Raw genomic sequence first — 22450 nt, forward strand, 5'->3', positions numbered from 1 at the left:
GTCGACTACAGGACGCCCAGGTGGTTGCCGACACGGTGCTCGATCTTGATGCACTTGTCCATGATGACCGTCAGGCCGGCGGCGCGGGCGCGGGCGGCCGCCGCTTCATGCACGATGTCGAGTTGCATCCAGACGCAATCGGCGCCGATGGCGATGGCCTCGTCGACCACCGGCGGGATGTCGGCCGACTTGCGGAAGCAGTCGACGATCGAGATACGCTGGCCTTGTGCCTGCAGCGCGGTGGCGGCCTCCGGCAGGCTGGCGTAACAGGTCTCGCCGAGTATGGTCTGGCCTGCATACATGGGATTGACGGCGACGATACGATAGCCCGCTTGCTGCATATAGGCGGCAACATCGAAGCTGGCGCGCTCGGGGCGGTTGGACAGGCCGACCACGGCGATCATCGGCTTGGCCGTCGAGGATGAGGAAAGCGTTGCTGCCATCTGTGCTCCTGGGTTGCGGTAGGTCCCACGACTTTACCCCAATCCCGCCGATGCGACAGGGCCCGCTCGATTCGGGCACCCATGAAAAAAGGCAGCCGAAGCTGCCTTTCGAAGATGATGCCCACCGCTGCAAAGAACGGCAGCGCCGATGAATCAGCGCTTTTGACGCAACTTCTGGATCGCCGCCAACTGCGCCACCGCCGCGGCCAGTTCGGCCTGGGCTGCTGCATAGTCGATCTTGGAATCGCGATTGGCCAGTGCTTCCTCAGCCAGTTTCTTGGCTTCGGCTGCCTTGGCTTCGTCCAGGTCGGCGCCGCGGATCGCGGTGTCGGCCAGCACGGTCACGGAATCCGGCTGCACTTCCAGCAAGCCGCCAGCGACGAACACGAACTCGTCGGCTGCCTGGCCCGGCACCTTGATACGAACGGCGCCCGGCTTGATGCGCGTGATCAGCGGCGTGTGACGGGGATAGATCCCCAGCTCGCCCGCTTCACCCGGCAACGCGACGAACTCGGCTTCGCCGGAGAAGATTTCTTCTTCGGCCGAGACCACGTCAACGTGAATTGTATGTGCCATGTCGTTTCCTATCCGGTTGACCATCCCCGCTTGCGCGGGAATGGCGCCCAGGATCAACCAATCCGATTAGTTGATCTTCTTGGCTTTTTCGATTGCTTCGTCGATCGTGCCGACCATGTAGAACGCTTGTTCCGGCAGGTGATCGAGTTCGCCGCTGGCGATCATCTTGAAGCCCTTGATCGTGTCCTTGAGCGAAACGTATTTGCCGGGCGAACCGGTAAACACTTCAGCAACGTGGAATGGTTGCGACAGGAAACGCTGCATCTTACGTGCACGCGCCACCAGCAGCTTGTCTTCCGGAGCCAGTTCGTCCATGCCCAGAATGGCGATGATGTCGCGCAGTTCCTTGTAGCGCTGCAGGGTACCCTGGACCGCACGTGCGGTCTCGTAGTGTTCCTGGCCGACCACTTGCGGGTCCAGCTGGCGCGAAGTCGAATCGAGTGGATCGACCGCAGGGTAGATACCCAGCGAAGCGATGTCACGCGACAGAACGACGGTCGAGTCCAAGTGGGCAAAGGTGGTGGCAGGCGACGGGTCGGTCAAGTCATCGGCTGGCACGTAGACGGCCTGGATCGAGGTGATCGAACCGGTCTTGGTCGATGTGATGCGCTCTTGCAGACGGCCCATTTCTTCAGCCAGGGTAGGCTGGTAGCCCACGGCCGAAGGCATACGACCCAGCAGTGCCGACACTTCGGTACCGGCCAGCGTGTAGCGATAGATGTTATCGACGAAGAACAGCACGTCCTTGCCTTCATCGCGGAAACCTTCGGCGATGGTCAGGCCGGTCAGCGCCACGCGCAGACGGTTGCCCGGAGGTTCGTTCATCTGACCGTAAACCATGGCCACCTTGGAGTTGGCCGGGTTTTCCAGGTCCACCACCTTGGCTTCTGCCATTTCGTGGTAGAAGTCGTTACCTTCACGGGTACGCTCACCAACACCGGCGAACACGGACAGACCGCTGTGCGCCTTGGCGATGTTGTTGATCAGTTCCATCATGTTCACGGTCTTGCCCACGCCGGCGCCGCCGAACAGGCCCACCTTACCGCCCTTGGCAAACGGGCACACCAGGTCGATCACCTTGATGCCGGTTTCCAGCAGTTCCTGCGATGGCGACAATTCGTCGTACGCAGGAGCCTTGCGGTGGATCTGGGCGGTTTGCGCGTGGCTCACCGGACCGCATTCGTCGATCGGATTGCCCAGCACGTCCATGATGCGGCCCAGGGTCGCGGTGCCGACCGGCACGGTGATTCCCTTGCCGGTGTTCGTGATGGTCAGGCCGCGGCGCAGGCCGTCAGACGAACCCAGGGCAATGGTACGAACCACGCCGTCGCCCAGCTGTTGCTGGACTTCCAGGGTCAGGTCAGAACCTTCCAATTTCAAGGCATCGTAAATCTTGGGCATCGCATTGCGCGGGAACTCCACGTCCACCACAGCGCCGATACACTGAACGATTTTGCCATCAGCCATTTTCGTTCCTTCAATAGGTAAAATTTAAATTCTGATTCGCGTGCGTGACGTCAGACCGCAGCCGCACCGGCGACGATTTCCGACAGCTCTTTGGTGATCGCTGCCTGGCGGGTCTTGTTATAGACCAGCTTGAGCTCTCCGATCACGCTGCCGGCATTGTCGCTCGCAGCCTTCATCGCCACCATCCGCGCCGATTGCTCGGACGCCATGTTTTCGGCGACAGCCTGGTAGATCAGTGCTTCGACGTAACGCACCAGCAACTCGTCGACCACGCTTTGCACATCGGGCTCGTAGATGTAGTCCCAGGAATGCGAACCTTCATCAGCCTTGAGCTTGTCGCTGGTCAGCGGCAGCAGCTGTTGCAGGGTGGCTTCCTGGCGCATCGTGTTGATGAACTTGGTGTACACCAGGTACACCGCGTCCAGCTTGCCTTCCTGGTAGGCGTCGAGCAGCACCTTGACGGGGCCGATCAGCTTTTCCAGATGAGGCGTATCGCCCAGTTGCGTCACGTTGGCGGCCACACGGGCGCCAATACGATTCAGAAAACCCAGACCCTTGTTGCCGATGGCAACGGTCTCGATTGCAAGGCCCTTGCCTTCCAGTTCACGAATCTTCGAGGTCAGCAGGCGCAGCGAGTTGGTGTTCATGCCGCCGCACAGACCCTTGTCGGTCGTGACGACGATGAAACCAACGCGCTTGGCGGTATCCTGCTTGACCATGAACGGATGCGTGTATTCCGGATTGGCCTGCGACAGGTTGGCCGCGATATTGCGGATCTTGTCGCTGTATGGGCGGGCAGCATGCATCCGGTCCTGCGCCTTGCGCATTTTGGATGCCGCGACCATTTCCATCGCCTTGGTGATCTTCTTCGTATTTTCTACGCTCTTGATCTTGCCACGTATCTCTTTACCTGTAGCCATGAGTAAGACTCCTTATAGCCTGGGCAAGATCAGTACGCGCCGGATTTCTTGAAGTCAGCGATGGCAGCAGCCAATGCAGCTTCAGCGTCCTTGTCCAGTTGCTTGGTATCTTCGATCTTCTTCAACAGGTCGGCGTGGCTGGTCTTGACGAAGTTGAGCAGACCGGCTTCGAAGGCCAGGATCTTCTTGACTTCGACGTCGTCCATGAAACCCTTGTTGACCGCGAACAGCGACACGGCCATCAACGAGATCGATTGCGGCGAATACTGGGCTTGCTTGAGCAGTTCGGTCACACGGGCGCCGCGGTCCAGCTGCTTGCGGGTCGCTTCGTCGAGGTCGGAAGCGAACTGCGCGAACGCAGCCAGTTCACGGTACTGCGCCAAGTCGGTACGAATACCGCCGGACAGGCCCTTGATGACCTTGGTCTGGGCAGCACCACCTACGCGCGACACCGAGATACCGGCGTTGATCGCAGGACGCACACCGGCGTTGAACAACGAGGTTTCCAGGAAGATCTGGCCGTCGGTGATCGAGATCACGTTGGTCGGAACGAAGGCCGACACGTCACCCGCCTGGGTTTCGATGATCGGCAGTGCAGTCAGCGAACCGGTCTGGCCCTTGACTTCGCCGTTGGTGAACTTCTCGACGTAGTCGGCGTTCACGCGGGCAGCACGTTCCAGCAGACGGCTGTGCAGGTAGAACACGTCGCCCGGGTAGGCTTCGCGGCCTGGTGGACGGCGCAGCAGAAGCGACACCTGGCGGTAGGCCACGGCTTGCTTGGACAGGTCGTCATAGACGATCAGGGCGTCTTGGCCACGATCGCGGAAGTATTCGCCCATGGCGCAACCCGAGTAGGCCGACACGTATTGCATCGCTGCCGATTCGGAGGCGGTCGCGGCCACCACGATGGTGTATTCCATCGCGCCGTGCGCTTCCAGTGCGCGCACCACGTTCTTGATCGACGAAGCCTTCTGGCCGATCGCAACGTAGATGCAGGTCATGTTCTGACCCTTCTGGTTGATGATGGCGTCGATGGCCACGGCGCTCTTGCCGGTCTGGCGGTCACCGATGATCAGCTCACGCTGACCACGGCCGACTGGCACCATCGAGTCGATCGACTTCAGGCCGGTCTGCATCGGTTGCGACACCGATTGACGAGCGATAACGCCCGGAGCGATCTTTTCGATCGGCGCAGTCAGCTTGGTGTTGATCGGACCCTTGCCGTCGATCGGCTGGCCCAGTGCATTGACCACGCGGCCGCACAGTTCCGGACCGATCGGCACTTCCAGGATGCGGCCGGTGCACTTGACCACGTCGCCTTCGGAAATGTGTTCGTACTCGCCCAGGATAACGGCGCCGACCGAGTCACGCTCCAGGTTCAGCGCCAGGCCGAAGGTGTTACCCGGGAATTCCAGCATCTCACCTTGCATCACGTCGGACAGACCATGGATACGGCAGATACCATCGGACACGGAAATCACCGTGCCTTGATTGCGAATCTCAGCGGTATCGCCAAGGCCTTGGATCCGGCTCTTGATCAGCTCGCTGATTTCAGATGCGTTGAGTTGCATACAAACTCCTAAAAATTTTTATTCGCTTACGCCAGGCTCAGGCTTTTCACGCAGCCAGAGCAGCATGCAGCTGCTGCAATTTCGCGCGTACGGAGGTATCGAACACTTCGTCGCCGACCACGACCCGCACGCCACCGATGAGGCTGTTGTCGACCGTCACCTGGGCAATCAGCTTGCGGCCGAATTTCTTTTCCAGGTTGGCGACCAAGTCCTTGACCTGCGCATCCGTCATCTCGAAGGCACTGACGATGTAGGCATCGGCCGAACCTTCCTGGGCGTTCTTGAGCTCATGGAACTGCTCGGCGATCTCGGGCAACAGGGTCAGGCGGCCGTTTTCGATCAGTGTCTTGACGAAGTTCTGGGCTTCGACCGACAACGGGGTCTTGACGGCGGCGGCAAACACTTCTGCCAGCTTGTCGTGCGAAACGGAAGGATTGTGCGCCACGGCCTTGAGCTCGGAATGCGCTGCTACCTGGGCCATCTCGGAGACGAGATCGGACCAGGCTGCCAGGCTGCCGGCCTTGGCCACACGGAACAGGGCTTCGGCGTAAGGGCGAGCGATCGTTGCAAGTTCGGCCATATTACAGCTCTGTCTTCAGTTGGTTCAGCAAGTCGGCGTGGGCCGATGCATTGACTTCGCGCTTGAGGATCTGCTCGGCGCCCTTGACGGCCAGCGTCGCGACTTCACCACGCAGTTCTTCACGCGCCTTGTTGACTTGCTGCTCGGCATCGGCACGAGCGTTGGCAACGATACGGGCAGCTTCTTCAGCAGCCGTCTTCTTCGCCTCTTCGATGATCAGCTGGGCGCGCTTCTCGGCATCGCCGATACGCTTCTGGCCTTCATCGCGCGCCGAAGCCAGCTCGGTCTGGACACGCTTTTCAGCAGCAGCCAGATCAGCCTTGCCGCGGTCGGCGGCAGCCAGGCCATCCGCGATCTTCTTGGCGCGCTCGTCGAGCGCCTTGATCAACGGCGGCCACACGAATTTCATCGTGAAGCCGGCGAGGATGAAGAAGACCACGAACTGAGCAATCAATGTTGCATTTAAGTTCACGGTAATTTCCTTCTCAGAATAACGAGTGCCGGAACCAATCGTCCGGCAAGATGAGAATCGGCTGTGAAGCGCGAATTACTTGGCGATGAACGGATTTGCGAATGCGAACAGCATGGCGATACCAACACCGATCAGGAACGCAGCGTCGATCAGGCCTGCCAGCAGGAACATCTTGGTTTGCAGGGTGTTCATCAGTTCTGGCTGACGTGCGGATGCTTCGAGGTACTTACCGCCCATGATCGCGATACCGATACAAGCGCCGATAGCACCCAGGCCAATGATCAAACCGCAAGCCAAAGCAACGAAAGAGACATCAGTCATGACAATTCCTTAGAAAAGTTAAGTAAATACAAAATCAAAAAACAAACTGAAAAACAGGTACTGCAAGCCTTGTTAGTGCGCTTCGTGCGCCTGGCCCAGGTACACCAGTGTCAACATCATGAAAATGAATGCTTGGAGCAACACGATCAGGATGTGGAAAATTGCCCAGATAGAACCAGCGACGACGTGACCGATGAAGCCGAATGCAGTCGCGGTCGATCCCAGCAATGCGATCAGCAGGAACAACAGTTCGCCTGCATACATGTTGCCGAACAGTCGCATGCCCAGGGACACGGTCTTGGCGGCGAATTCGATGATGTTCAACAGCAGGTTGAACGGTGCCAACCAGATACCGAAGGGCGCAGCGAACAATTCGTGGATGAAGCCACCGGCGCCCTTGATCTTGACGCTGTAGTACAGCATCAGCGCCAGCACGCCCAGGGCGATGCCCAGGGTGCCGTTGAGGTCGGCGGTAGGCACGATGCGGTGATGCATTTCACCCATGCCGAAGAGCCGGAAGATACCGGAAGCCAGGTCGACCGGCAGGAAGTCGAGCGAATTCATCAGCGCGACCCAGACGAACACGGTCAGCGCCACCGGTGCGATGAAGGTGCGGTTGCCGTGCACGATGGCCTTCGACTGGTCTTCGACCATCTCCACCACCATCTCGACGAACGCCTGGAAACGACCCGGCACGCCCGAGGTCGCGCGACGCGCGGCCAGGTACATGAACAGGCAGCCGATCACACCGGCGAAGATCGACCAGAAGATGGTATCGACGTTCAGGATCGAGAAATCGACGATCTTGGCTTGATGACTGGTGGAAAAATGTCCGAGGTGGTGGACGATATATTCGGAGGCTGTTGGCGCGTGCTCAGCGGCTTCTACGGTCATGGTCGATGTCTAAACAGTAAAATGAAATAACTCTTAAGCACCACGATGAAGCTCAGCAGAAACGCGAGCCAGTTGACACCGTGGTACAACCAAACGATCGCGCCCATGAGTGCGAAAGTCGTAGCAATCTTGATAAATTCCCCGAAGAAAAAGGCCATCGGGTCGGTACCGCCGGGCTTACGTGCGCTGACGAAGAGTCGCAAGGCAAACAAGGCGTTGGGAACCACGCAGCAGATTCCGCCCAGCAGGGCAGACCACAGCGCCGGAAGTCCGCCCAGCATGCTTGCCACCAATGCAACGACGACCGTGGTTACGAGCTGCAAAAGGATGATGCGCAGCATATATATCCAATATCGTGCATGCGCCGCACTCATTACGAGCAGACGGCAGCTTAAAAGCCCGGCGATTATAAAGGTTGGTTTTCCTGTTAGTCAAACCTTTTACTGCCAGATACCGGCGTTATCTCAGCCATTTATCAGCGAGATGTGGCAAATAGTCTGCGACTTGGTTTTTGCGCATTGCAGCAAATCGGGCGCGACCATGGTTGCCGATGAGAACGTTGCCACCGAGACGGCCTTGCCGTCGTTGCGCTGCGGTCTTTTTTTCTTATCTCTGGATCGGCACTGGTGACGGGCCGCCTGCGACAAACGAGGAAAATGAAAGCGGCAGCGGCAAATGTAATCAAAAGTTGCCCGCCGCGCCAGAAGAAAAGCGTGAAAATTCAATGATTTATGGCTACCGGCCATTGCGCTCGCAATCCCCGGACGGATGTGCGGCAGCGATGCCGGTCTATGGCAAGTCATCAGATGACTTGACTCGCCTTTGAATTCGACATGCTGCACCACAGCGAAGCGGCTCCGCATGACCGCTCGCCTGCCGGGATTTCGCCTGGCCTGCCTGGCCATGTTGCCTTCGTGAAATATAACTAATTTATAAAAGGCCCCCTTGCCTGGTCGCGGCGATGAGATCGCGGCGTCGAGGCCGCACCTCTAACTTGTTAGTTATTTGCGGCGCGGATGCGACACCTCTCGCAAGTCTGCAATGGCGGTTCTGAATTTTTATCGGATATGCCATGCATTGACGCCCGGCCGCGCCGGCGGGTGCAGGGCGGCCGGCGCCGGTGATACGCTGTTTTTTATAACAAGCCAACAAGGATCTTCCATTAGTCCCCCCAACCATGAGCCTGCGCCCGCCCTGGTCCTGATCGTCGAAAACGACACCCAGGTGGCGCACGGCATTGCCGAACGCCTGAGGCAGGCGGGCCTGCGCACCACTCATGCGGTCGATGGCCGCCAGGCGCTGGAGTGCCATCTCTGCCAGCGGCCCGACCTGGTATTGCTCGAAGTCAGCGTGCCCCGCGTGGACGGCTGGGCGGTGCTGGTCGAGATCAGGCGCCGGGGCGACACGGCCGTCATCGTGCTCACCGCGCTCACCCACGACCTGGACAAGTTGATGGGACTGCGCCTGGGCGCCGATGACTACATTTGCAAGCCCTTCAATCCCGAGGAAGTCGTCGCGCGTTGCCAAGCCGTGTTGCGGCGCGCACGCCGACAGCCGGACCACGGCCACCAGCGGCGGCTGCGGCGCGGCCCACTGCTTATCGACCTCGACGCTCACGAAGCGAGCGTGCTCGACAACGAGGTGCAGCAGGTGCTGCCGCTGACCTTGACCGAATTCAAGTTGCTGGCGCACCTGGCCCAGTCGCCGCAGCGAGTATGCAGCCGCGCCGAGTTGCTCGACGCCTGTCTTCCCGAAAGCGAAAGCATGGAACGCACCATGGACAGCCACATCTGCAAGCTGCGCAAGAAGCTGGAATCGGCCGGCATCACCGGCTGCCCCTTGGGCGTGCGTGGCGTCGGCTACAAGCTATGGAACCGGCAGTAACACCGGCGGGCGGCGTTACAGCGTCAGCGCTTGTCGAGTTGGGAGAGCTGGCCCAGCTGGCTGACCAGGTAGTTGCCGCGTTGCTCGGCCTTGGCCAGGGCGACGTTGAGGCGATTGTATTTATTCGTTAGTTGATCCTTCAGGTCATCCAGGCGGCGGGCGGCGTTGTCGTAACGATCTTCGACAATCCTGCGGCTGACCTCCAGTCCTTCCTTCTTCTTGTCGACCAGGCCGTCGCTACCGAGCGCCTGGTCCAGGATCTTCTGCAGCTTGGATACCACGCCCTGTGTCGACCCGAACAATTGCTCCACCGCGTCGAAATTCTTCTTGGTGGCGTCGGTGAACTTGGTGCTGTCGAGTTCCAGCGTTGCGCCCTTGGTCATCGAGATGCCGATCCTGGACAGGGTGGCCGCGCTCGGGCCCGCCCCCACGGCCGCACCCAAGGTGCCGCGCAACTGGGCCATCATGTTGCGCACGGTCGAATCGTTGGCCAGCGGCGCCGATGTACCCTTGGTACCCAGCGTCTTGCTGGGCGTGAACTTGGTCAACTCGCCCACCGTCTTGACCAGCGCGTTGTAGGCCGTCACGAAAGTATTGGCCGCAGCCGTCATACCACTGGTGTCGCTGGTGATATTGAGTGTCACCTTGTCACCTGCACCGGTCACCTTCGCCACGGTCAGCTGTATCCCCGAGAGCGCATTCTTGATCGTGTTGCTGGCGCTGGTGACGGCGATGCCGTCGATCGTGATCCTGGCGTCCTGCGCACCGACCGCCTGCCCCATCGCCGTCTCCGAGGGCGCGCCCGAGGCACTCGAAGCGGCATCGGGGTCGAACGAAAACATCGCGTAGTCGCCGGTGCCGGTGATACGGAGCACATTGGCAGCACCCGTATTATTGGACGACAGGACCAGGCGGTCCTGGCTGCCGTCGTTGACGATACTGGCGCTGACGCCGGCCATGCTGGCGTTGATGGCATCGCGCACACCGGCCAACGTATTCGTGGTGGGCTTGATCATGGTGGTCGACCCGCTTCCGGACTTGATGGCCAGGATGCCGCTATCGAAAGTCTTTCCGGGGGTGACGCCGATCGAGTTCAGCTTGTGCGCCTGGGCCAGTTGCGACACGGTCAGCGCATAGCTGCCCACCGCGGCCTTGGTTTCATCCCTGGGCGCCTGGATCTGCGTCACGGCCGATGCCGAGCCGCCTGACGGCTCATAGGCCAGGCTCGACAGGCTGCCGGTGGCAGTGATGCGAATGGTATTGGCCACCCCGGCAGTGTTCGATTCCAGCACCAGCCGTTGACCGGCGGCATCGGTGGTGATGGAGGCGGTCACTCCCGCCTTGGAGGCATTGATGGTGTCGCGCAGGCCCGCCAGGGTCGAATCGGCACGGAGCGTGATGAAGGCAGGCGGGTTGGTCCCGACCTTGATGGCCATGACACTGCCGCTGGTGAAGACCTGATCGGCCGGGAAGCCGCCCGATTGAAGCTTCTGCGCCAGCTTCTTGGTCTGCTCGTCCTTGTTGACCTCGGCGCTCACCGCATCGGTGGTCAGGTTGGCGCCGACGCCTGCATTGCCGACGGTAGCCTTGAGCGCGCTGAAGGTGGCCGGGTTGAGGCCCTTGAGAGCAGCCTGGTAGGTCGACAGCGCGGTCTTGAAACTGCCGTAGGCGGATATGGCGGCATTGATCCCCTCTGCCTCCTTGGCCAAGGGGGCCGTCTTGATTTTTCTCTCGACCTCCATCAATTTGCTGACCAGGTCGGCCACGTTGAGCGGACCTGCGTTACTTGAAATCGAGCCACTGGAAGTCGCCATTTCTTCTCCTTGCAGATTGAATCCATCGTGCGATACGCAAGACATGCGCGTCGAAATGCGACTCGATTCTGTAAGAAGATCTTTGGCGTTCCATGGGCGTTGTGTGGAGATCGGGTTGCGACAGATCACGACCATCCACGACGGCACACCGGCGTCGGGCGCTTGCGATCAGCCGCCCTGCCCGCCCAGGGTATGTATATATTTAGGGAATGGGCGTGTCATGGCGCGCGACGGCGGCTGCGGCCCAATTGATATCGCGCAAGGCAGGCGATGCGCCACCCACGGATAATATCTCCCAGGATACGTTGCCTTTTCAATAATTTTTTCGACACGGGCATGCCTGGCGGCAATAGCATCAGCTTGCGACGCGATTCGGCCAAGACTGCAGATGTGCCGGGAATGCAGGCAAGACATGCCAGATGGCATCGTCAGGACCGGGAAAAACGAGGAAGGACAGAAGTGGCGCGGCTGGCGGGGATCGAACCCACGACCCTTGGCTTCGGAGGCCAATACTCTATCCACTGAGCTACAGCCGCGTTGAGGGGTAAAACCGAAGAGCGTGAAGGATACCGGGTTTCGGCAACTCCGTCCATTGCATCAGGGTATTTTGCGTGTCAAAGGCCGGGCATTGTGCCTATAATCAGGCGCTGTCCGGCGAGAAAGCGCATTTATAGCCCTGCCTGGTCATCCGTTCTGTCCATTGCCAGGCGATACAAAGGGAGTCGACGTTTTCCGCCCCAATTTCGAGGAACATTACGGAGGGACTAATGAGCTCAGCTCAGCATGAACAGGAATCGGCAATCAAGACGCCGAAGCAGTTGATCGCCGCCGTCCTGGCGGGTTTTCTGGTACCCATCATCTGCATCGTGCTACTGGTGCAGTACGTGACCAACGGCCAGAAGACCGGTGCCGGATCGGACGGCCAGACCGCGGACATGATCGCCACCCGCATCAAGCCGGTGGCCGACGAAGGCTTCACCTTCCGTGACGCCAACACCCCCAAGCAGTTGCAGACCGGCGAGGAAATCTACAAGACCACCTGCGTCGCATGCCATGGCGCCGGCGTTGCCGGCGCTCCCAAGGTGGGCGACGAGCCGGCCTGGAAGGCACGCCTGGCCGAAGGCTACGACAAGCTGGTCTCGCATGCCATCAACGGCTTGCGGGCCATGCCACCCAAGGGCGGCAACCCCGACCTGGACGATGTCGAGATCCAGCGCACCGTGGTCTACATGGCCAACCAGTCCGGTGCCAAGTTCAAGGAACCCGAGGTCAAGACTCCCGCAGCGGCGCCTGCGGCCGACGGCGCACCGGCCGCCCAGGCACCTGCGGCCAAGTAAGGCTGCCGTGCATCGCCTGCGGCCATGAAAAAAGCCCCGGTCTTGCGATCGGGGCTTTGTCGTTTGCACTGATGATCAATAACGCTGCGGCGGCGGTGGATAATTGCCTGGCTGCGGCATCGGCGGCTGCGCCTGCTGCTGGGGTTCGGCCACGTAGATCTCGACGCGGCGATTGCGGGCACGGTTGGCCTCGCTGGTATTGTCCACCACCGGTTCATGGGAGCCACGGCCCTCGATCATGAAACGATTCGCAGCCACGCCACGGGTCGACAGATAGTCGCGCGTGCGCGCCGCGCGCTCGGTGGACAAGGGGTTGTTGATGGCGTCGCTGCCGGTATTGTCGGTGTGACCGACGATGGTGACCGAGGTGGCCGGGTTCTCGACCAGGGTCGACGCAAAGCGGTCGAGCACCGGGCGCAGGTTGGGCTTGATGTCGGCACGGCCGGTGTCGAACGAGATGTCGCTGGGTATCTCGAGCTTGAGGCGATTGTCGGCCGTCTGGGTGACCTGCACGCCGGTGCCCTGGGTAGCCTGCTGCATCGCCTGCTTCTGGCTTTCCATACGCTTGGACCAGATATTGCCGGCCACCGCGCCAATGGCGCCACCGATGGCTGCGCCACCCAGCGCACGCCCGCCACCTCCGGGGCCGGTCACGGCACCCAGCAGGCCGCCAACGCCGGCGCCAATGCCGGCGCCGGTGGCGGTACCACGATCTGTCGCGTCCATGTTGGCGCATCCCGAGACGGCCAGTACGCCCGCCAGTGCTGCTATCGATAATCTGTTCATGTGAACTCCTTCTTTGGTGAATGCCTTCTCAGCTTTCTTATCCAGGCCTGAGGCGCCGGTGGGGATGAGATCGCAAACCATGTCGGACGTTCCTGGCCGCACATCGACGGCACCAACGAAAAAGGCACCTGGGTTACCAGATGCCTTTCGATGTGTGCGACCCGCCGGGCGACTCAGTCGTGCTCTTCAAGCGGTTCTGGCGGACGCGACCGCCCGCGCGACAGGTAATAGGCCAGGCCGCCGACCACGGCCACCACGCCGCCGTAGATCAATGGCTTGCGCAACCACCGCCGTGACAATAGCGACGCGCCCGTCATCAGCAACGGCGTCATCGATTGCAACGAGCGCAGGCTCAACCCGCTGGCCGACAGCGCCTTGATCGATTGCATGGTCTTGCCGCCGCCCACGAACGAGGTAGCAAAATGCGCCACGCGGCTCAGGGCACCCTTGGCCAGCGACTCGGGGCTCAGGTTTTCACGCACCACTTCGCGCGCTTCCATTACCCCTAGCCGATACAAGGCACCCTGCGCCAGCACCTTGCGCTTGCGCTCTTCGTGGGTCATCCCGTCTTTGTTGGGCGCTTGCATGCGATTTTTCTCCGGTGGGGCCATTACAGCAACGCGTCCTGGTCCTTGCGCAGCTCGGCCATGGTGGCCGGCAACGACAGCTTGCCTTGCGTCAACGTCGCGCGCGCGTACAGCGCCAGGCCGATGGTGACAGCGGTAAACAGCGCGCCGAACAGCGCCAGGATCTTCCAGCCCCAGCTATCCCAGGCCAGCATGACCACCAGCACCGACCAGAACGCCACGGCAAACCACAACGCCACGGTGGCGAGCGCAAACACAACCGCCAGGCGCACCAGGTTGACGCCGATTTCAGACATTTCCAGCGACGCCAGTTCGATGCGACTGAGGATCAGGCCGAGCAGGTTCTTGGTCAGGCCCAGCACACCCGCGGTCAGCCCGGGGTTACCGGGCTGGTGCGGGGCGGGACCATCCGAGTGCGGGGTGGTCATCGGCGCGGCTTATTTGCTGCGACCAATGACCAGACCGACCAGCAGGCCGACGCCGGCAGAGATGGCCACTGCACGCCATGGGTTTTCGTGTACATAGTCGTCGGTCTTGGCAACCACGACCTTGCCCTTCTCGATGGCGGCGAGCTGAGCGTTGTGCGCGGCCTCGCTGGCTGCCTCCAGCAACGTGAGACCCTTGGCGCGCAGCTCATCGGCTTTTTCGCCAGTGGCGGCGGCGGCTTCGGCAAACAGGATCTGGGCATCTTTCACCAGGGTCTTCATATCGTTTCTCACGGTCTTGAGCGCAGCGGATTGGGTCATGGAAGTTCTCCTTTTTCTAAACCATTAAACAAAAAACGGGCACTGCCACGGCAAGAGTACAACACCTGTTGGCTGCTGTCCCTGGCCGATTCTACCGGGGCCGGCGGCGCGCGGGTAGCGGCAAGCGGACTAATTTGTGGCGGCGCAAAAAACTTCGATGGTTCTTTGCTGCATTAGTTTCAACCGAGTTCGATCGATTTCAAAAACGGGTTTCGCGCGCGGCCCGCAGGAAGCTGTCGAGGATCGGCGTGCAATCGAGCAACTCGGCGCCGCCGGCGCGGTGGAACTCGGGGTGCCACTGCAAGCCCATCACGAATGGGGCCTTGCGATAACGGATGGCTTCGACGATCTGGTCCGGTCCCGACACCGCCTCGACCGACAGGTCGCGTCCGACATCGCGCACTGCCTGGTGGTGGATGGAGTTGACGATGGCGCGCTCGGTGCTCACCAGTTGCGCCAGGGTCGACCCCGGCGGAAAGGCCAGCTCGTGGTAGTTGCTGTCGTACATGTCGTTGACGTGCGGGATCGCGGTCGGGACATCGGTGGCGATGTCCTGGTAAAGGGTGCCGCCAAAGGCCACGTTGATCAGCTGGCAGCCGCGGCAGATGCCCAGCACCGGCTTGCCGGCCTCGATGAATTCGTGCAGCAGTTCGAGCTCGTACATGTCGCGTACCCGGTCACCGCTCCATTCCGGCCGGGTCGCGGCCTGGGCGTAGCTCTGCGGCGAGACGTCGGCCCCGCCCTGCAGCACCAGCCCATCCAGGTTCTTGGCGTAGTCGCGCAGGCGGATGTTGCTGGGGTGGACCAGGCCGTTGGTGTTGACCGTGGGGATCATGAACACCAGCACGTCGCGCGACATGACCCACTGGGCAATCGACTCTTCGAGGTACTGCAAGGTCTTGCTGCGCAAGCCCTTGGCACCGGATTCGGGGTGGAAGATACGGGCCGACACGCCGATCTTGAGCGTGCGGTGCATCACCCGCCGACCCGCCTTGTCGGACAACGCCCTGAAGCGCGCCATCAGCAAGTTCCAGGTCTGGGCCCAGGGCGCTTCGGTGGAGTGATGCGACGGCGGCGGCAGCGGCGAATGCGGAATGGCGTGCGGTTGCGCGGCTGGCTGCGCAGGGTGTGGCGGCACGGCCGACGCCGTCTCGAGCGGGGCGGCAGTGACTGCCGCCGGTGCCGCTACCGGTTCGATCGGTGCCGCCGGCACCACCGGGGGCACGCTGCCCTGCCCTTGGCTGGCGGCGCCGGCGCCTGGCCGGAGTTCGGGCGCGGGACTGCCCGGCTTGGGTTCGCGGGGCTGGCTGGCTTCGGAATCTTGGATATCGGACATTGGCGGCGATGACGAATGAATAAGTGGACTGCGGCGTGTCAGCGCTGGCCCCGACCGGCTGACTTCACCGGATTGGCGCGGGGTCGGCTTGGGTCGGACGAGTATAAGCGCAATGCCCGGCTTTTGATACCCGCCGCAAGAAACGCCGCAAAGGCGAGGAAGCGGTACGTCCCACCCGTCGCCCATGACGCCGGCTTTCGTGGCACACTCCCTCCGTTTACGACAGGCAGACAGCATATCTGCCGCACATGTTCCGGAGAATTGGCGATCTGCGCTGTTCCGGTGCCTTCCGCCCGTGCCTCATTGCACCCACCATGTCCAACGTACTGATCCTCTACGCCCATCCAGCCGCCGAGCTGTCGCGCACCAACCGCCTCATGATCGAGGCCGCCGCCCGCCTGCCCAACGTCACCATCAACGACCTCTACCAGCGCTATCCCGATTTCGACATCGACGTCGAGCACGAGCAGCAGCTGCTGGCCGCGGCCGACCTGGTGGTGCTGCAGCACCCCATCCACTGGTACAGCATGCCGGCATTGCAGAAGGAATGGCTGGACCAGGTGCTGACTCGCGGCTGGGCCTTCGGCCATGACGGCCACGCGCTGCGCGACAAGGGCCTGTGGCTGGTGGCCAGTACCGGTGGCGAGACGGCCGCGTATGGTCCGCAGGGCCGTCACGGCCATGTCTTCGACGACTTCCTGCCGCCATACCAGCAGACCGCCCGGCTGTGCGGCATGCACTGGCTGCCGCCGCTGGTGTTGCACGGCGCGCACCATCTCGAGCCGCTCCGGTTCCAGCAGCATGTATCGCACTATGCCGACCGCCTGGCCAGCTATCCCGCCTGGCGCTGATCTCGCCCCACGCCCAACTCCGCCCGACACCTTCCATGGACGAACACCTTCTCAAAGCACTGGTCTACCTGCTGGCCGCCGTGGCTGCCGTACCGATTGCCAAGCGCCTCGGCCTGGGCGCGGTACTCGGCTACCTGCTGGCCGGCATTGTCATCGGCCCCTGGGGCCTGGGCCTCATCAGCGAGGTCAAGCACATCCTTGAGTTTTCCGAATTCGGAGTGGTGCTGCTGCTGTTCCTGATCGGCCTGGAACTCGATCCCAAGCGCCTGTGGTCGCTGCGCCGCTCCATCTTCGGCTGGGGTAGCGCCCAGGTGCTGGCAGTGAGTGCGGCCTTGCTGGCCGCGGCACTGGCCGTTGGCGTACCGTGGCGGGTGGCGCTCATCGCCGCGCTCGGCATGTCGCTGTCCTCGACCGCGATTGCCCTGGCCACGCTGGGCGAGCGCAAGCTCACCGCCACCCCGGCGGGCTCGGCCGGCTTCGCCATCCTGCTGTTCCAGGATATCGCCGCCATTCCCATGATGGCTGCCGTGCCGCTGTTGGGCATGGCCGCCGTCGAAGGCAGCGGCCAGGGCTGGTTGCACGCCGGCCAGGTGGCCTTGGTGATCGCGCTGCTGATCTTCGGCGGGCGGGTGCTGATGCGTCCCATCCTGCGCATCATCGCCAAGACCGACATGCGCGAGATCTTCACCGCCTTTTCGCTGCTGCTGGTGATCGCCACCTGCCTGCTGATGCAATCGGTGGGCATGTCGATGGCACTGGGCACCTTCCTGGCCGGGGTACTGCTGGCGGATTCCGAATACCGCCATGCGCTCGAGAGCGACCTGGAACCCTTCAAGGGACTGTTGCTGGGCCTGTTCTTCATCGCCGTGGGCATGTCGGTCGACTTTGGCGTGTTCCTGGCCCAGCCGTGGCGCATCCTCGGCCTGGTGGCCGCCTTCGTGGCCATCAAGGCCAGCGTGATGTGGCTGCTGGGGCGCTGCTTCGGCATTGCGCGCGGCCAGCAGCTGTTCTTTGCCTTCCTGCTCTCGCAAGGCGGTGAATTCGCCTTCATCGTGTTCGGCGCGGCCGTCACCGCCAAGGTGCTCACGCCCGAGGTATCGTCCATGCTGGTGGTGGTGGTGGCGCTGTCGATGCTGGTCACGCCCCTGCTGCTGCTGGTTCACGACCGACTGCTGGTGCGCTGGCTCGATTCCGGGCGACGCCGCCCGGAAGACAAGATCGAGCCGCAGGACCACCCGGTGATCATCGCCGGCTTCGGCCGCTTCGGGCAGATCATCGGACGCCTGCTGCATGCCAATGGCATCGGCGCCACCGTGCTCGACCACGATCCGGACCAGATCGACTTCCTGCGCAAGTTCGGCTTCAAGGTGTTCTACGGCGACGCCACCCGCATCGACCTGCTGCGCACGGCCGGTGCCGAGAAGGCGCGCGTGCTGGTGATCGCCATCGATGACGCGGCCGGCACGCTGCAGATGGTCGACAAGGTGCGCGAGGAATTTCCGCACCTGGTCATCGCCGCCCGCGCCCGCAATGTCACGCACTACTACGACCTGCTCGACCGAGGCGTGACGGTGCTCGAGCGCGAAACCTTCGAGAGCGCATTGCACATGGGCCGGCAAGTGCTGCAGGAACTCGACTTCGGCGCCTATCGCGCACGCCAGGCCGCCATGAAGTTCCGCGCCCACAACATCAAGACGCTCTACAACCTGTACCCGCACTACAAGGACCAGCAGCAGATGGTGTCGATGGCGGCACAGGCACGCGAGGAACTGCAGGCCATGTTCACGGGTGACCGCGAAGCGATGCTGCGCGACCATGCCCCTGAACACTGGCGCGGCGAGATGGCCGACGAAAGGCCGCGCGACCCGACGTAAAAAAAGCCGGGTAGATGTCGATGTCCACCCGGCCAACCCTCACTGCTTACCAACTACACCAGCGGCGCCATCAATTCAGCGTCAATGGCACGAAGATCTTTTCGTCGCCGCGCTCCACCAGCAGCGCTACGCTCTTGCCGGCCTTGGTCGCCAGCTTGCGCAATTGCTCGACGTTGGTCACGGGCGTGCCGTTCAGCGCCAGGATCACATCGCCGCCCTGGATCCCGGCAATGGCCGCCGGGCCCGACACATCTTCGACCAGCAGGCCGTTCTGCCCGCCCAGCTGCTTTTGCTCGTCCTTGTCGAGCGGCCGCACGGCCAGGCCCAGGCGGCCCGGATTGCCGGCCTTGTTGGCGGGGGCATCGTTGCTGGCGGCCTTCATCTCGCCTACCTTCACGTTCAGGCTGCGCACCTGGCCGCCGCGCATCACCTCGATCGGCTGCGACGTGCCGGGCGCGGTATCGGCCACCAGCGTGGGCAGGTCGACCGAATGATCGATCGCATGACCGCCGAAGCGCAGGATCACATCGCCGGCCTGCAGCCCGGCCTGGTCGGCCGGACTGCCCTTCTCGACCGAGCTCACCAGGGCCCCCTGGGCAGTCTTGAGGCCGAACGATTCGGACAGGGTCTGGTTCAGATCCTGCACCGACACGCCGAGGCGGCCGCGGGTCACCTTGCCATGCTGCACCAATTGCTGTTCGACCTTCATTGCCACGTCGATCGGAATCGAGAACGACAGCCCCTGGAAGCCGCCGGTCTGGCTGTAGATCTGCGAATTGATGCCGATCACCTGGCCCTTCAGGTTGAACAGCGGACCACCCGAGTTGCCGGGATTGACGGCTACATCGGTCTGCAGGAAAGGCACGTAGTTGTCATCCGGCAGGCTGCGCGACTTGGCGCTGATGATGCCGGCGGTGGCCGTGTTGTCGAAGCCGTAGGGCGAGCCGATGGCCAGCACCGGCTCGCCCACCAGCACCTGCGAAGGGTCGCCGATCTGCACCGTGGGCAGGTCGCGGGCATCGATGCGGATGACGGCAATATCGCTCTGCTTGTCCACCCCCAGTACCTTGGCCTTGAACTCGCGACGGTCGGTCAGCTTGACCACCACTTCCTGGGCGCCGTCGACCACGTGGGCATTGGTCAGGATGATGCCGTCGGGCGAGATGATGAAACCGGACCCCAGCCCATGCATCACCTGCGGGCCGCGCGGCACCTGCAATTGCGGCCCGAAGCGCTTGAAGAATTGGGCAAATGGATCGTCCGGATCGGCCTCGTCGCCGTCGTCGGCCACTTTCTTGACCTTGCCGGTGACACTGATGTTGACCACCGCCGGGCCGGCGCGCTGCACGATGCCCGAGAAGTCGGTCGCCGCCGCCACCACCGGACCGGCCGGGGCGGTTGGCGCCGCATTGGCGGCCACCAGGGGCGCGCCGACCGGCGCGGCATGCGCCGACGGGAAATCGGCGCCATGAAAATAGACATAACCGCCGCCCACCGCGGCGGCCAGCATCACGGCCAGGGTGTTACGGACGAAAACAATGCGTCGGCTCATCATGCACTCCTTGTCGGTCAGGGATTATCCGGGGGTCGAGCGGGCTCGACCGTTGGAGTGCAGATTAAGCGCCGAAAATTAAGACAGACTTAAGAAAAGGCCGCACCGGTGGCGTCATCGCTGCCCGCCGGCCAACGTGCGCGGTGCCGCACACCGGCTTGCCGGGATCGACGGCAAACCAGGCCGACGCGGCGCCACGGCATGTCGTCAGCTAAGACGATGGCGTGGCGGACATCGGCGAGCGCGGCAAGTCCACCCGCGCCTGCAAGCCACCGTCGGCGTTCCTCAATTCGACCCGCGCGTCGTGCAGGTCGGCGATCTGGCGCACGATGGCCAGCCCCAGCCCGCTGCCGAATGCGGCGCGACCGGCGTTCTGTTCCAGCGCACGGCGCGCCCGATAGAAGCGGTCGAACACGCGCGGCATTTCGCTTTCGGCGATGCCGGGACCGCTGTCCTGGATCACCACCGTGCAACATTCATCGGATGCCTCGAAACGTACATCCACCACGCCACCCTGGGGGGTATAGCGCAAGGCGTTGTCCACCAGGTTGTTGAACAGGATGCGCAGGGCCTCGCCATTGCCGGTGACGACCAGCGGGTTGCCATCGTCGCCGTCCTCGGCCAGCCCCAGGTCGATCCCGCCATGCACCGCCACCGACGACAGAGCGCCCACCACGTCACGCAGCAAGGCGCGCAGGTCGACCGCCTGCCGCGCCATGGCCTCGGGTTCCTGGCGGGCCAGCGTCAGCAGTTGATGCACCAGGTGGCTGGCGCGCTCCAGGCCATTCTTGAGGTCGCCAAAGGCAGCCTGGCGCTCGTCGGCATCGGCGGCACGCTCGGCCAGTTGCACCTGCAGCCGCAGCGCCGTCAATGGTGTGCGCAGTTCGTGGGCGGCATCGGCCACGAAGGCTCGCTGCGCTTCGGTGGCCTGCTTGAGCCGTGCCAGCAGGTCGTTGAGGGCATGCGTGAGGGGCAGGATCTCCTGCGGCAGGCCGGCGTCACCGATGGGCATGAGCGAATGCATGTCGCGCGCCTGGACCTCGGCGGCGGCACGCCGCACCGGCGCCAGACCGCGGCTCACGGCCAGCCAGGCCAGTACCCCGATGAGCGGGAACAGCAGCAACAGCGGCGCCACCGTCTTGACCGCCATCTGGGCGGCGATCTCGTCGCGCGCACTCTGCGGTTGCGCCACCTGCACCACGGTGCTGCCGATCTGGGCGCTGTAGACGCGCCACAGGCCGTTGGGTCCGTGGACGTTGGCAAAGCCCAGTTCGGCCTGGCGCGGCATGGCGCTGCGCGCGTGGGAGTGGTAGATGACGGTGCCGCTGCTGTCCCAGATCTGCATCATGATCTCGTCCTCCAGCTCGGGCAGTTGCTGGCCCGGCGAGATCGGCGAAAAAGCCTGGCGCGGCAGCGAGGCGGCGATCTGCCGCATCTGGTAGTCGAAGATCTGGTTGGCCTCGCCACGGGCCTGGAAATACAGCCCGACGCCAGCGGCCACGATGATCGAGAACAGCCCCAGTCCCAGCCACAGCAGCAGTTTGTTGCGTACCGATTTCATGCCGGCACCAGGTAGCCGACGCCGCGCACGTTCTTGATGAAGTCGCTGCCCAGTTTCTTGCGCAGGGCATGGATGTGGACTTCGACCGCGTTGCTTTCGATGCTGTCGTCCCAGCCGTAGAGTTTTTCCTCGAGCTGGGCGCGCGACAGGATCACGCCCGGGCGGTCCATGAAGGCCCGCAGCAAGGCGAACTCGCGCGCCGACAGGTTGACCGCCTGCCCGCTCACGCTCACTTCGTGGGTGGCCGGGTTGAGTACCACCTCGCGCACCTGCACCAGGCTGTCGGCGCGCCCCGACTGGCGGCGCAACAGCGCCCGCATGCGCGCGCTCAGCTCTTCCAGGTCGAATGGCTTGATCAGGTAGTCGTCGGCGCCGGCGTCGAGCCCGGCGACGCGGTCGGCCACGGCATCGCGCGCGGTGGTGATCAGTACCGGCAGCGGGTTGCCGCGTTCGCGCAAGGTCTTGAGCACTGCCAGGCCATCCTTTTGCGGCAGGCCCAGGTCGAGCAGCAGCATGGCGTATTGTTCGTCGCGCAGCGCGGCGTCGGCCGACTTGCCGTCCTGCACCCAGTCGATGGCAAAGCCGTCCAGGCGCAAACCCTTGCGCACGGCCTCGCCCACCATCGGATCATCTTCTACCAGCAACACCCGCATACCGGCTCCATCAGGTCAATGTCGATTTCAGAGCAGCTTGGCCGCCAGGAACACCAGCGTCGACAACAGGATGGTCGACGCAAACGGCAACGAGAAGTCGCGTCCGAACAGGCGAAAGCGCACGTCGCCGGGAAGCCGCCCGATGCCCAGCTTTTCCAGCCACGGCAGCAGCGTCGAAAACACGATCACCGCCAGAAAGATCACCACCACCCAACGTATCACGCG

Annotated in this window: 25 protein-coding genes and 1 tRNA gene; 4 read left to right on the forward strand and 22 right to left on the reverse strand. The window is 62.6% G+C overall.

Annotation, left to right across the window (positions count from 1 at the left end; translation table 11 throughout):
• Positions 1 to 5: 5 nt before the first annotated feature.
• From PMI40_RS01995 to PMI40_RS23650, 11 genes are all read right to left on the reverse strand, one after another.
• Positions 6 to 443 carry a CoA-binding protein gene (locus PMI40_RS01995; RefSeq protein ID WP_008111582.1) on the reverse strand — a complete coding sequence of 146 codons (438 nt, stop codon included), beginning with the start codon at positions 441 to 443 and terminating at the stop codon, positions 6 to 8.
• A 153-nt stretch (positions 444 to 596) separates the two neighbouring features.
• Positions 597 to 1019, reverse strand: a complete 423-nt coding sequence (locus tag PMI40_RS02000; protein WP_008111583.1) for a F0F1 ATP synthase subunit epsilon — start codon at positions 1017 to 1019, stop codon at positions 597 to 599.
• 66 nt (positions 1020 to 1085) lie between these two features.
• A complete protein-coding gene (gene atpD, locus PMI40_RS02005; protein ID WP_008111585.1) occupies positions 1086 to 2486 on the reverse strand; it encodes a F0F1 ATP synthase subunit beta in 1401 nt (466 codons plus the stop codon).
• Between the two features lie 50 nt (positions 2487 to 2536).
• Positions 2537 to 3406, reverse strand: a complete 870-nt coding sequence (gene atpG, locus PMI40_RS02010) for a F0F1 ATP synthase subunit gamma (protein WP_008111586.1) — start codon at positions 3404 to 3406, stop codon at positions 2537 to 2539.
• A 29-nt stretch (positions 3407 to 3435) separates the two neighbouring features.
• Positions 3436 to 4977 (reverse strand): F0F1 ATP synthase subunit alpha, encoded by a 1542-nt coding sequence (gene atpA, locus PMI40_RS02015; protein ID WP_008111587.1) that lies wholly within the window; start codon positions 4975 to 4977, stop codon positions 3436 to 3438.
• Positions 4978 to 5023: 46 nt separating this feature from the next.
• Positions 5024 to 5557 carry a F0F1 ATP synthase subunit delta gene (locus PMI40_RS02020; protein ID WP_008111588.1) on the reverse strand — a complete coding sequence of 178 codons (534 nt, stop codon included), beginning with the start codon at positions 5555 to 5557 and terminating at the stop codon, positions 5024 to 5026.
• 1 nt (position 5558) lies between these two features.
• Complete coding sequence (locus tag PMI40_RS02025; RefSeq protein ID WP_008111589.1) at positions 5559 to 6029, reverse strand: F0F1 ATP synthase subunit B; 471 nt, start codon at positions 6027 to 6029, stop codon at positions 5559 to 5561.
• Between the two features lie 75 nt (positions 6030 to 6104).
• The gene (atpE, locus tag PMI40_RS02030) at positions 6105 to 6350 is read right to left on the reverse strand and encodes a F0F1 ATP synthase subunit C (RefSeq protein WP_006461334.1); all 246 of its coding nucleotides are present in this window, start codon (positions 6348 to 6350) and stop codon (positions 6105 to 6107) included.
• Positions 6351 to 6422: 72 nt separating this feature from the next.
• A complete protein-coding gene (atpB, locus tag PMI40_RS02035) occupies positions 6423 to 7244 on the reverse strand; it encodes a F0F1 ATP synthase subunit A (protein ID WP_008111590.1) in 822 nt (273 codons plus the stop codon).
• Positions 7241 to 7585: an ATP synthase subunit I gene (locus PMI40_RS02040; RefSeq protein WP_008111591.1), complete on the reverse strand. Its 345-nt coding sequence runs from the start codon at positions 7583 to 7585 to the stop codon at positions 7241 to 7243. The genes atpB and PMI40_RS02040 overlap by 4 nt, the downstream gene beginning before the upstream one ends.
• Before the next feature lie 123 nt (positions 7586 to 7708).
• Positions 7709 to 8149: a hypothetical protein gene (locus PMI40_RS23650; protein ID WP_157221425.1), complete on the reverse strand. Its 441-nt coding sequence runs from the start codon at positions 8147 to 8149 to the stop codon at positions 7709 to 7711.
• 136 nt (positions 8150 to 8285) lie between these two features.
• Here PMI40_RS23650 and PMI40_RS02045 point away from each other — a divergent pair, with 136 nt between their 5' ends.
• The gene (locus tag PMI40_RS02045; protein WP_008111594.1) at positions 8286 to 9128 is read left to right on the forward strand and encodes a response regulator; all 843 of its coding nucleotides are present in this window, start codon (positions 8286 to 8288) and stop codon (positions 9126 to 9128) included.
• A gap of 23 nt (positions 9129 to 9151) precedes the next feature.
• Here the strand turns inward: PMI40_RS02045 and fliD are convergent, their stop codons facing one another.
• On the reverse strand, positions 9152 to 10942 hold the full coding sequence (gene fliD, locus PMI40_RS02050) for a flagellar filament capping protein FliD (protein WP_008111595.1): 1791 nt from the start codon (positions 10940 to 10942) through the stop codon (positions 9152 to 9154).
• A gap of 460 nt (positions 10943 to 11402) precedes the next feature.
• Positions 11403 to 11478, reverse strand: a tRNA-Arg gene (locus PMI40_RS02055).
• Positions 11479 to 11709: 231 nt separating this feature from the next.
• On the opposite strand from PMI40_RS02055, the gene PMI40_RS02060 reads away from it, so the two are divergent.
• Positions 11710 to 12279, forward strand: a complete 570-nt coding sequence (locus PMI40_RS02060) for a cytochrome c5 family protein (protein WP_008111596.1) — start codon at positions 11710 to 11712, stop codon at positions 12277 to 12279.
• 75 nt (positions 12280 to 12354) lie between these two features.
• Here PMI40_RS02060 and PMI40_RS02065 read toward each other — a convergent pair whose 3' ends face one another.
• The 5 genes from PMI40_RS02065 to PMI40_RS02085 form a co-directional block, all read right to left on the reverse strand.
• The gene (locus PMI40_RS02065; protein ID WP_008111598.1) at positions 12355 to 13065 is read right to left on the reverse strand and encodes an OmpA family protein; all 711 of its coding nucleotides are present in this window, start codon (positions 13063 to 13065) and stop codon (positions 12355 to 12357) included.
• A 173-nt stretch (positions 13066 to 13238) separates the two neighbouring features.
• On the reverse strand, positions 13239 to 13652 hold the full coding sequence (locus PMI40_RS02070; protein WP_008111599.1) for a hypothetical protein: 414 nt from the start codon (positions 13650 to 13652) through the stop codon (positions 13239 to 13241).
• A 23-nt stretch (positions 13653 to 13675) separates the two neighbouring features.
• Positions 13676 to 14080: a phage holin family protein gene (locus PMI40_RS02075; RefSeq protein ID WP_008111601.1), complete on the reverse strand. Its 405-nt coding sequence runs from the start codon at positions 14078 to 14080 to the stop codon at positions 13676 to 13678.
• A 9-nt stretch (positions 14081 to 14089) separates the two neighbouring features.
• A complete protein-coding gene (locus PMI40_RS02080; RefSeq protein WP_008111603.1) occupies positions 14090 to 14398 on the reverse strand; it encodes a YqjD family protein in 309 nt (102 codons plus the stop codon).
• 199 nt (positions 14399 to 14597) lie between these two features.
• On the reverse strand, positions 14598 to 15734 hold the full coding sequence (locus PMI40_RS02085) for a gamma-glutamyl-gamma-aminobutyrate hydrolase (RefSeq protein WP_008111606.1): 1137 nt from the start codon (positions 15732 to 15734) through the stop codon (positions 14598 to 14600).
• A gap of 314 nt (positions 15735 to 16048) precedes the next feature.
• Here PMI40_RS02085 and PMI40_RS02090 point away from each other — a divergent pair, with 314 nt between their 5' ends.
• Together PMI40_RS02090 and kefC are read left to right on the forward strand one after the other, a co-directional pair.
• Positions 16049 to 16585, forward strand: coding sequence for an NAD(P)H-dependent oxidoreductase (locus PMI40_RS02090; RefSeq protein WP_008111608.1), 537 nt, complete (start codon positions 16049 to 16051; stop codon positions 16583 to 16585).
• A gap of 35 nt (positions 16586 to 16620) precedes the next feature.
• Positions 16621 to 18459 (forward strand): glutathione-regulated potassium-efflux system protein KefC, encoded by a 1839-nt coding sequence (gene kefC, locus PMI40_RS02095; protein ID WP_008111610.1) that lies wholly within the window; start codon positions 16621 to 16623, stop codon positions 18457 to 18459.
• A 70-nt stretch (positions 18460 to 18529) separates the two neighbouring features.
• Here kefC and PMI40_RS02100 read toward each other — a convergent pair whose 3' ends face one another.
• The 4 genes from PMI40_RS02100 to PMI40_RS02115 all read right to left on the reverse strand — a co-directional run bounded on the left by PMI40_RS02100 (position 18530) and on the right by PMI40_RS02115 (position 22447).
• Positions 18530 to 20011, reverse strand: a complete 1482-nt coding sequence (locus PMI40_RS02100) for a DegQ family serine endoprotease (protein ID WP_008111612.1) — start codon at positions 20009 to 20011, stop codon at positions 18530 to 18532.
• 211 nt (positions 20012 to 20222) lie between these two features.
• The gene (locus PMI40_RS02105; protein ID WP_008111614.1) at positions 20223 to 21572 is read right to left on the reverse strand and encodes an ATP-binding protein; all 1350 of its coding nucleotides are present in this window, start codon (positions 21570 to 21572) and stop codon (positions 20223 to 20225) included.
• Positions 21569 to 22225 (reverse strand): response regulator, encoded by a 657-nt coding sequence (locus tag PMI40_RS02110; protein WP_008111616.1) that lies wholly within the window; start codon positions 22223 to 22225, stop codon positions 21569 to 21571. Before PMI40_RS02110 ends, PMI40_RS02105 begins: the two co-directional genes overlap by 4 nt.
• 27 nt (positions 22226 to 22252) lie before the next feature.
• Positions 22253 to 22447: a DUF2905 domain-containing protein gene (locus tag PMI40_RS02115; protein ID WP_008111618.1), complete on the reverse strand. Its 195-nt coding sequence runs from the start codon at positions 22445 to 22447 to the stop codon at positions 22253 to 22255.
• Positions 22448 to 22450: the final 3 nt, after the last annotated feature.

Source organism: Herbaspirillum sp. YR522 (assembly GCF_000282575.1).
GTDB lineage: Bacteria > Pseudomonadota > Gammaproteobacteria > Burkholderiales > Burkholderiaceae_D > Herbaspirillum.

Bases quoted from the DNA above. Each gene is read 5' to 3' on its own strand.
- PMI40_RS01995 (WP_008111582.1), bottom strand. From the start codon at position 443: ATGGCAGCAACGCTTTCCTCATCCTCGACGGCCAAGCCGATGATCGCC.
- PMI40_RS02000 (WP_008111583.1), bottom strand. From the start codon at position 1,019: ATGGCACATACAATTCACGTTGACGTGGTCTCGGCCGAAGAAGAAATC.
- atpD (WP_008111585.1), bottom strand. From the start codon at position 2,486: ATGGCTGATGGCAAAATCGTTCAGTGTATCGGCGCTGTGGTGGACGTG.
- atpG (WP_008111586.1), bottom strand. From the start codon at position 3,406: ATGGCTACAGGTAAAGAGATACGTGGCAAGATCAAGAGCGTAGAAAAT.
- atpA (WP_008111587.1), bottom strand. From the start codon at position 4,977: ATGCAACTCAACGCATCTGAAATCAGCGAGCTGATCAAGAGCCGGATC.
- PMI40_RS02020 (WP_008111588.1), bottom strand. From the start codon at position 5,557: ATGGCCGAACTTGCAACGATCGCTCGCCCTTACGCCGAAGCCCTGTTC.
- atpE (WP_006461334.1), bottom strand. From the start codon at position 6,350: ATGACTGATGTCTCTTTCGTTGCTTTGGCTTGCGGTTTGATCATTGGC.
- atpB (WP_008111590.1), bottom strand. From the start codon at position 7,244: ATGACCGTAGAAGCCGCTGAGCACGCGCCAACAGCCTCCGAATATATC.
- PMI40_RS02040 (WP_008111591.1), bottom strand. From the start codon at position 7,585: ATGCTGCGCATCATCCTTTTGCAGCTCGTAACCACGGTCGTCGTTGCA.
- PMI40_RS23650 (WP_157221425.1), bottom strand. From the start codon at position 8,149: ATGGCCAGGCAGGCCAGGCGAAATCCCGGCAGGCGAGCGGTCATGCGG.
- PMI40_RS02045 (WP_008111594.1), top strand. From the start codon at position 8,286: ATGGCGGTTCTGAATTTTTATCGGATATGCCATGCATTGACGCCCGGC.
- fliD (WP_008111595.1), bottom strand. From the start codon at position 10,942: ATGGCGACTTCCAGTGGCTCGATTTCAAGTAACGCAGGTCCGCTCAAC.
- PMI40_RS02060 (WP_008111596.1), top strand. From the start codon at position 11,710: ATGAGCTCAGCTCAGCATGAACAGGAATCGGCAATCAAGACGCCGAAG.
- PMI40_RS02065 (WP_008111598.1), bottom strand. From the start codon at position 13,065: ATGAACAGATTATCGATAGCAGCACTGGCGGGCGTACTGGCCGTCTCG.
- PMI40_RS02070 (WP_008111599.1), bottom strand. From the start codon at position 13,652: ATGCAAGCGCCCAACAAAGACGGGATGACCCACGAAGAGCGCAAGCGC.
- PMI40_RS02075 (WP_008111601.1), bottom strand. From the start codon at position 14,080: ATGACCACCCCGCACTCGGATGGTCCCGCCCCGCACCAGCCCGGTAAC.
- PMI40_RS02080 (WP_008111603.1), bottom strand. From the start codon at position 14,398: ATGACCCAATCCGCTGCGCTCAAGACCGTGAGAAACGATATGAAGACC.
- PMI40_RS02085 (WP_008111606.1), bottom strand. From the start codon at position 15,734: ATGTCCGATATCCAAGATTCCGAAGCCAGCCAGCCCCGCGAACCCAAG.
- PMI40_RS02090 (WP_008111608.1), top strand. From the start codon at position 16,049: ATGTCCAACGTACTGATCCTCTACGCCCATCCAGCCGCCGAGCTGTCG.
- kefC (WP_008111610.1), top strand. From the start codon at position 16,621: ATGGACGAACACCTTCTCAAAGCACTGGTCTACCTGCTGGCCGCCGTG.
- PMI40_RS02100 (WP_008111612.1), bottom strand. From the start codon at position 20,011: ATGAGCCGACGCATTGTTTTCGTCCGTAACACCCTGGCCGTGATGCTG.
- PMI40_RS02105 (WP_008111614.1), bottom strand. From the start codon at position 21,572: ATGAAATCGGTACGCAACAAACTGCTGCTGTGGCTGGGACTGGGGCTG.
- PMI40_RS02110 (WP_008111616.1), bottom strand. From the start codon at position 22,225: ATGCGGGTGTTGCTGGTAGAAGATGATCCGATGGTGGGCGAGGCCGTG.